This is a genomic window from Bradyrhizobium sp. (assembly GCF_049798375.1).
In the GTDB taxonomy this organism is placed as follows: domain Bacteria; phylum Pseudomonadota; class Alphaproteobacteria; order Rhizobiales; family Xanthobacteraceae; genus Bradyrhizobium.
In genome coordinates this window covers 1-7,537 of record NZ_JBARGP010000140.1, presented here as the reverse complement: position 1 = coordinate 7,537, position 7,537 = coordinate 1, and the positions used below count along the sequence as shown (strand labels likewise).

Here is a 7,537-nt window from a genome sequence, read left to right as displayed (position 1 = left end):
TCGCCAAGGGCGGCCGCATCCTGTTCGTCGGCACCAAGCGCCAGGCGCAGGACAACGTCGCCGATGCGGCCAAGCGCTCCGCGCAGTACTTCGTCAATTCGCGCTGGCTCGGCGGTACGCTGACCAATTGGAAGACGATCTCGGCCTCGATCAAGCGTCTGCGTCATCTCGACGACGTGCTCACCTCGGGCGACGCCAGCTCCTACACGAAGAAGGAGCGGCTGACCCTGCAGCGCGAGCGCGACAAGCTCGACCGGTCGCTCGGCGGCATCAAGGACATGGGCGGTCTGCCCGACCTGATCTTCGTGATCGATACCAACAAGGAAGACATCGCGATCCAGGAGGCCCAGCGCCTCAACATCCCGGTCGCCGCGATCGTCGACACCAATTGCGATCCGAAGGGCATCACCTATGTGGTGCCGGGCAATGATGACGCCGGCCGCGCCATCACGCTGTATTGCGACCTGATCGCGCGTGCCGCCATCGACGGCATCTCCCGTGCGCAAGGCGAAAGCGGCATTGATGTCGGCGCTTCGTCGACACCGCTTCAGGAAGACCTGCCGACGGCCCCTGCGGCCTCGGGCTTCCAGGGCCTGCCCGGTCCGCGCGGCACTGCCGACGACCTCAAGAAGCTCACCGGCGTGTCGGGTGCGATCGAGAAGAAGCTGAACGATCTCGGCATCTTCCATTACTGGCAGCTTGCCGAGCTCGACCACGACAAGGCGCATCAGGTCGCCGAGAACGTCGGGCTGCCGAACAGGGCCGATGCCTGGGTGGCCCAGGCCAAGTCGCTGGTCGACGCCTAAGATACGCGAACGAACGCCATGGCCGGTGTCATGCACCGGCCATCACGACTGATCTACGCACCTGTTGGCGGACGGCGGCGAGCGATCCGGCGCGCCGCACTCCGGACGGGCAAAAGGACGTTCAACGATGGCTACTATCACCGCAGCGATGGTCAAGGACCTGCGCGAGTCCACTGGCGCGGGCATGATGGATTGCAAGGCCGCGCTCACCGAGACCGGCGGCGACCTTACGGCGGCGCAGGACTGGCTGCGCAAGAAGGGTCTGTCGAAGGCCGCCAAGAAGGCCGGTCGCGTCGCGGCCGAGGGCCTGATCGGCGCGTTGACTTCGGGCAAGAGGGGCGTGCTGGTCGAGGTCAATTCCGAGACCGACTTCGTCGCGCGCAACGAGCATTTCCAGGGCCTGGTGAAGATGATCGCGCAGGTCGCGCTCGACGTCGGCGCCGACGTCGAGAAGATCAAGGCCGCCAAGGTCGGCAGCATCACTGTGGAAGCTGCGATCGCCGATTCGGTCGCCACTATCGGCGAGAACCAGACGTTGCGCCGCGCCGCACTGCTCGAGGTCGCCCAGGGCGTGGTGTCGAGCTATGTGCATGGTGCCGTGGTCGAGGGAGCCGGCAAGATGGGCGTCATCGTCGCGCTGGAATCACCCGGCAAGGCCGATGAGCTCGCCGTGCTCGGCCGGCAGCTCGCGATGCATGTCGCAGCCGCCAATCCGCAGGCGGTCGATCCGTCGGGTCTCGATCCGGAGCTCGTCAAGCGCGAGAAGGACGTGCTCGCCGACAAGTACCGTCAGCAGGGCAAGCCGGAGAACATGATCGAGAAGATCGTCGAGTCGGGCTTGAAGACTTACTACAAGGAAGTCTGCCTGCTCGAGCAGGCCTTCATCCACGACAGCGGCAAGTCGGTCGCGCAGGAGTTGAAGGAAGCCGAGGGCAAGGTCGGCGGCGCGATCAAGGTTGCCGGCTTCGTGCGCTACGCGCTCGGTGAAGGCATCGAGAAGGAAGAGACCGACTTCGCTGCCGAGGTTGCCGCCGCCAGCGGCAAGAAGTAACGGCGAAACCTCAGCTGAAATCCGGCGCGTGATCGCGCCGGATTCGTCGCGCGGACAGGAGAGCGAATAGCACATGGCCGAGCCGGTCTATCGTCGCGTCGTCATCAAGCTGTCCGGCGAATATCTCGCGGGCCCCCATGGCTCCGGCATCGACCAGCCGACCATCGACCGCATCGCTGCCGATTTGATCGCGGCTCAGAAGCTCGGCGTCGAAATCGCGGTCGTCGTCGGTGGCGGCAACATGGTCCGTGGTGTCGACGTCTCCGCCAAGGGCATGTCGCGGCCGGCCGCGGACACTTTGGGCATGCTCGCCACCGTGATGAACTGCTTGGCGCTGGAAGCTGCGATTCAGCGCAAGGGCAGCCCGGCCCAGGCGCTTTCGGCCTTCGTGATGCCTGAGATCTGCGAGCTGTTCACCCGCGCTGCGGCGCACAAATATCTCGCCGAGGGCAAGATCGTGCTGCTCGGCGGCGGCACCGGCAATCCGTTCTTCACCACCGATACCACAGCGGTGCTGCGCGCCGCCGAGATCGACGCCCAGGCGGTGCTCAAGGCCACCAATGTCGACGGTGTCTACAGCGCCGATCCGAAGAAGGATCCGACGGCCAAGCGCTTCGACCGGCTGAGCCATTCGCAGGCGATCGAGGGCGGCTACAAGGTGATGGACGCCACCGCATTCGCGCTTGCCCGCGAGACGTCACTGCCTATCATTGTGTTCTCGATCGCCGAGCCCGGTTCGATCGGCGAGATGCTGCGCGGCGCCGGCCGCGGCACGATTGTCGCTGGCTGACGCGGCGAACGGCTGCAAAGGTCGCGCCGGAAGATTAGGGTTTGCTGAAAGTGCCGTCGATTCTCCAAGGCCGTCGCCTGCGAAGTTCGCAGCTGTCGCGAGGCCCGGTTCGAAGCGGCGGCGTCGTAGAAAGGGAAAGCTGATGTCCACGGGCACGTTCGACCTCAACGAATTGAAGCGCCGCATGCAGGGCGCGACGCAGGCGCTCAAGCACGAGCTCAGCGGTCTGCGCACCGGCCGTGCCTCGGCCTCGATGCTGGAGCCGGTCCAGGTCGAAGCCTATGGCTCGCACATGCCGCTGAATCAGCTCGCCACTGTCTCGGTGCCCGAGCCGCGACTGCTGTCGGTGCAGGTCTGGGACAAGTCGATGGTGAAGGCGGTCGAGAAGGCGATCGTCGATTCCAACCTCGGCCTTTCACCCGCGACCGAGGGTCAGGTGTTGCGCCTGCGCGTGCCCGAATTGAACGAGGAGCGCCGCAAGGAGCTCGTCAAGGTCGCGCACAAATATGCCGAAGCCGCGAAAGTCGCGGTCCGCCATGTCAGGCGCGACGGTCTCGATACGCTCAAGAAACTCGAGAAGACTCACGAGATCTCCGAGGACGATCAGGAGCGTCACGCCGCCGAGGTGCAGAAGGCGACCGATAGCGTGATCTCGGAGGTCGACCAGATGCTGGCGGCCAAGGAAAAGGAAATCCTGACCGTCTGAAGGAACGCGCAATGTCCAATGCCGCGGCTCCCGCGACCAAGGCGTCGGATCAATCCGACGCTCCGGCCCATGTCGCCATCATCATGGATGGCAATGGACGCTGGGCCGCGGCCCGCGGGCTGCCGCGCGCCGAAGGTCATCGTCGCGGCGTCGAAGCGCTGCGGCGCGTGGTGCGCGCCTCGCACGAGCTCGGCATCCGCTATCTGACGATCTTCTCGTTCTCGTCGGAAAACTGGTCGCGCCCGGCGAGCGAGATCGGCGACCTGTTCGGGTTGCTGCGCCGCTTCATCCGCAACGATCTTGCGACCCTGCATCGCGACGGCGTCCGGGTGCGGGTGATCGGTGAGCGCGAAGGCCTCGATGCCGACATCTGCGCGCTGCTCGGCGAGGCCGAGGAGCTAACGCGCTTCAACACCAAGCTGACCCTCGTGGTGGCCTTCAATTACGGCTCGCGGCAGGAGATCGCGCGCGCGGCGCAGCGGTTGGCGCGCGAAGTCGCCGAGGGCCGGCGCGACCCCGCGACGATCGATGCCGACGCCATCGGAGGCCGGCTCGACATGCCCGACATTCCTGATCCTGATCTCATCATCCGCACCAGCGGCGAGCAGCGGCTGTCGAACTTCCTGATGTGGCAGGCCGCCTATAGCGAGCTGGTGTTCGTTCCGATTCATTGGCCGGACTTCGACAAGGCCGCGCTCGAAGGCGCGATCGCCGAGTTCGGCCGGCGCGAACGGCGCTTCGGCGGCCTCGTGGCGAAAACCGCCTCGTGACCGAGCCCGAGGGAGCAGCATCCGGCAAGCCGGCGCCGAGCGGGCGCAACCTGATGCAACGCATCGTCGCGGCCGCTGTGCTGATTCCCCTGGCGCTGGCACTGGCCTATGCGGGCGGCGCGGCCTGGACCGCGCTCGTCACCGTGGTCGCGATCGGCCTTTACGTCGAATGGCTGATGGTGGTCGGCGAGGTCAAGGCGCTCAGCGTCACCGTGAGCGGCGCCGTGGCGCTGGCGCTCTCCGGGGTATGCTTGGCGCTCGGCCTGGTGGATTTCGCGGTCATCGTTCTCGGCCTCGGTCTGGTCGTGGTGGTCGTGCTGGCAGCGGGACACCGGAGCTGGGCCGCGGCGGGCTTCCTCTATACGGCGGCGGCGGAGCTAGCTTCGTTCATGGTCCGCTTCGATCAGCATTATGGCTGGTTCGCTCTGGTGCTGGTGCTGCTCGTGGTATGGGCCAGCGATATCGGCGGCTATGCCGCCGGCCGCAGCGTCGGTGGGCCGAAACTGGCGCCGCGCGTCAGCCCGAACAAGACCTGGGCCGGCGCCATCGGTGGCTTCGTCGGCAGCCTGGTGGTCGCCGCCGGATGGGCTGCCACGGGACCTGGCAAAATCGTACCGATCATGCTGATCGGCGCCGTGCTGTCGGTGGCCTCGCAGCTCGGTGATCTCTTCGAATCCGCGGTGAAGCGGCGCTTCGGCGTCAAGGATTCCAGCCACATCATTCCCGGACATGGCGGCCTGCTGGACCGCCTCGACGGCTATGTTGCGGCCATTGTGCTGGCGGCGATTTTGGGCTTGGTGCGCGGCGGTCTCGATGGCGTCGGCCGCGGCCTTATGGTTTGGTGAGCGTTTCAGCTTTGGTGACACAATGAGCGCAGTTCCGTTGCGGAATAACAAGGCGACGAACGAGGCGGTGCGCAGCATCACGGTGCTGGGCGCAACCGGCTCGATCGGCGACAGCACCATGGACCTGCTGCGCGGGGCATCGGACCGCTACCGGGTCGAGGCGCTGACCGGCAACAGCAACGTGCAGGGGCTGGCCAAGCTCGCGCGCGAGTTCAATCCGCGATTCGTCGCAGTCGCCGATCCTGCGCGGCTGAACGAACTGCGCGAGGCGCTTGCCGGCACCGGCATCGCATGCGGAGCAGGGGAGAGCGCGATCATCGAGGCAGCGGCGCGTCCCGCCGATTGGGTGATGGCGGCCGTCTCCGGCGCGGCCGGGTTGAAGCCGGCGCTTGCCGCCGTTGATCGCGGCGCCACGGTGGCGCTGGCCAACAAGGAGTGCCTGGTCTGTGCCGGCGACATGTTCATGCAGCGCGCCGCCAAAGCCGGTGCCTGCATCCTGCCAGCCGATTCGGAGCACAATGCGCTGTTCCAGGCGTTGTCCTCGGGCAATCGCGAGGAGCTGGTGCGCGTCATCATCACGGCCTCCGGCGGACCGTTCCGCACCTGGGCGGCTGATGACATCGAGCAGGCGACCTTGGCGCAGGCGCTCAAGCATCCGAACTGGAGCATGGGCCAGAAGATCACGATCGATTCGGCCTCGATGATGAACAAGGGCCTCGAGGTGATCGAGGCGTCCTATCTGTTCGCGCTCGATCCGGACGAGATCGACGTGCTGGTGCACCCGCAATCGATCGTGCACGGCATGGTCGAATTTTCCGATCGCTCGGTGGTCGCCCAGCTCGGCGCGCCCGACATGCGGATTCCGATCGCCCATTGCCTGGGCTGGCCCGACCGCATCAAGGGGCCGTCGGCACGGCTCGATCTCGCCAAGATCGGCACGCTGACCTTCGAGGCGCCGGACTTCGCGCGGTTCCCGGGCCTGCGGCTCGCCTACGAATCGCTGCGCACCGGCAACGGCGCCACCACCGTGTTCAATGCCGCCAACGAGGTCGCGGTCGCCGCCTTCATCGCCGGCCAGATCCGGTTCGGCGCGATCGCGCGTCTAGTCGAGGCTACCCTTGAGGCGTGGTCGCGGTCCACCAATATGACACCTTTGAGCTCGGCGGACGATGCCATCGCCATTGACCATGAGGCTCGGAATAAAGCTGCCACCCTGTTGCCCCAAATTGCCTTAAAGGCGTCGTAGGGGTTGTGGGAGCTTCGGCCCACGCGAGGAAACGATGACCGAGTTTTTCCATCATACTTTCAATACGTTGAGCCACGGGCTTCTCGGCTACATCGTTCCTTTTCTATTTGTCTTGACCATCGTGGTCTTCTTCCACGAGCTCGGCCATTTCCTGGTGGCCCGCTGGGCCGGAGTGAAGGTGCTGACGTTTTCGCTCGGATTTGGTCCTGAGCTGATCGGCTTCAACGATCGTCACAACACCCGCTGGAAGATCTCGGCGATCCCGCTCGGCGGTTATGTGAAGTTCTTCGGCGACGAGAGCGAGGCCTCGACGCCATCGGCCGAGGCGCTGGCCAAGATGACCGCCGAGGAGCGCGAAGGCAGCTTCCATCACAAGAAGGTAGGCCCGCGCGCGGCAATCGTTGCCGCCGGCCCGATCGCCAACTTCATCCTGGCCGTCGTCATTTTCGCCGGCATGGCGCTCTATTACGGCAAGCCGAACACGACCCCGCGGGTCGATGCGGTGCAGCCCGACAGTGTCGCGGCAACGACCGGGTTCCAGGTCGGCGACGTCGTGACCTCGATCGACGGCCATGAGATCGACAGCTTCGCTGACATGCAGCGAATCGTGTCGGTCAATGCCGGTTCCGAGCTGACCTTCCATCTCAAACGGGACGGCCAGGACGTCACGCTGAAGGCGGCGCCGGCCCTGAAGGAGGTCAAGGACCTCTTCGGCAACAGTCACCGAATCGGGGTGCTCGGCATCCAGTACAACGCCAAGCCCGACGAATCGCGCTCGGTTCCGGTCGGCTTTGTCGAGTCGATCAAGATCGGCTTCGAGCAGGTCTGGTTCATTATCGCCACCACCTTCAAGTTCATCGGATCCCTGTTCGCAGGGGCGGGGAGTGCCGGTGACGTCGGTGGGCCGATCCGAATCGCCCAGCTGTCGGGACAGGCGGCGAGCCTCGGGTTCCAATTCCTGGTGCAGCTTTGCGCGACGCTCTCGGTCTCGATCGGGCTCTTGAATCTTTTCCCGGTTCCGCTGCTCGATGGCGGCCACCTCCTGTTTTATGGCGTCGAGGCCGCTCGCGGCCGTCCGCTATCGGAGCGGGCGCAGGAGATGGGATTCCGGATCGGATTGGGCCTCGTATTAATGCTGATGGTTTTTGCAACCTATAACGATATCCTGCACCTCGCGGGGTCGTGACCTCGGCTTTTTTGTGACGTGGCGGATAGGCAACGTTTTGAAACGAAAATGAAAATGGATCGTGATACGGCGTTGCCGCCTAGGTGAAATTGGCTACAAGCAAGACGTTGAATGGGAATCTGCCGGTTCCGTAGGGG

General features: G+C 65.1%; 8 protein-coding genes. All 8 read left to right on the top strand.

Annotated elements, in window-relative coordinates:
* Positions 1 to 806 (top strand): 30S ribosomal protein S2 (gene rpsB / locus WA702_RS06100; protein ID WP_425109635.1); only part of this gene is annotated, 806 nt, incomplete at its 5' end.
* 127 nt (positions 807 to 933) lie between these two features.
* On the top strand, positions 934 to 1,857 hold the full coding sequence (tsf, locus tag WA702_RS06095; RefSeq protein ID WP_425109634.1) for a translation elongation factor Ts: 924 nt from the start codon (positions 934 to 936) through the stop codon (positions 1,855 to 1,857).
* Between the two features lie 73 nt (positions 1,858 to 1,930).
* The gene (pyrH, locus tag WA702_RS06090) at positions 1,931 to 2,647 is read left to right on the top strand and encodes a UMP kinase (protein WP_425109633.1); all 717 of its coding nucleotides are present in this window, start codon (positions 1,931 to 1,933) and stop codon (positions 2,645 to 2,647) included.
* A gap of 142 nt (positions 2,648 to 2,789) precedes the next feature.
* Positions 2,790 to 3,353, top strand: coding sequence for a ribosome recycling factor (gene frr / locus WA702_RS06085; protein ID WP_425109632.1), 564 nt, complete (start codon positions 2,790 to 2,792; stop codon positions 3,351 to 3,353).
* 11 nt (positions 3,354 to 3,364) lie between these two features.
* The gene (locus WA702_RS06080) at positions 3,365 to 4,123 is read left to right on the top strand and encodes an isoprenyl transferase (protein ID WP_425109631.1); all 759 of its coding nucleotides are present in this window, start codon (positions 3,365 to 3,367) and stop codon (positions 4,121 to 4,123) included.
* Positions 4,120 to 4,968, top strand: a complete 849-nt coding sequence (locus WA702_RS06075; RefSeq protein WP_425109630.1) for a phosphatidate cytidylyltransferase — start codon at positions 4,120 to 4,122, stop codon at positions 4,966 to 4,968. The genes WA702_RS06080 and WA702_RS06075 overlap by 4 nt, the downstream gene beginning before the upstream one ends.
* 22 nt (positions 4,969 to 4,990) lie before the next feature.
* Positions 4,991 to 6,214, top strand: a complete 1,224-nt coding sequence (gene dxr, locus WA702_RS06070) for a 1-deoxy-D-xylulose-5-phosphate reductoisomerase (protein ID WP_425109629.1) — start codon at positions 4,991 to 4,993, stop codon at positions 6,212 to 6,214.
* A gap of 34 nt (positions 6,215 to 6,248) precedes the next feature.
* Positions 6,249 to 7,400, top strand: a complete 1,152-nt coding sequence (rseP, locus tag WA702_RS06065) for an RIP metalloprotease RseP (RefSeq protein ID WP_425109628.1) — start codon at positions 6,249 to 6,251, stop codon at positions 7,398 to 7,400.
* Positions 7,401 to 7,537 lie beyond the last annotated feature (137 nt).

Coding starts and splice junctions, on each gene's coding strand:
- tsf (WP_425109634.1), top strand. CDS start 934: ATGGCTACTATCACCGCAGCGATGGTCAAGGACCTGCGCGAGTCCACT.
- pyrH (WP_425109633.1), top strand. CDS start 1,931: ATGGCCGAGCCGGTCTATCGTCGCGTCGTCATCAAGCTGTCCGGCGAA.
- frr (WP_425109632.1), top strand. CDS start 2,790: ATGTCCACGGGCACGTTCGACCTCAACGAATTGAAGCGCCGCATGCAG.
- WA702_RS06080 (WP_425109631.1), top strand. CDS start 3,365: ATGTCCAATGCCGCGGCTCCCGCGACCAAGGCGTCGGATCAATCCGAC.
- dxr (WP_425109629.1), top strand. CDS start 4,991: ATGAGCGCAGTTCCGTTGCGGAATAACAAGGCGACGAACGAGGCGGTG.
- rseP (WP_425109628.1), top strand. CDS start 6,249: ATGACCGAGTTTTTCCATCATACTTTCAATACGTTGAGCCACGGGCTT.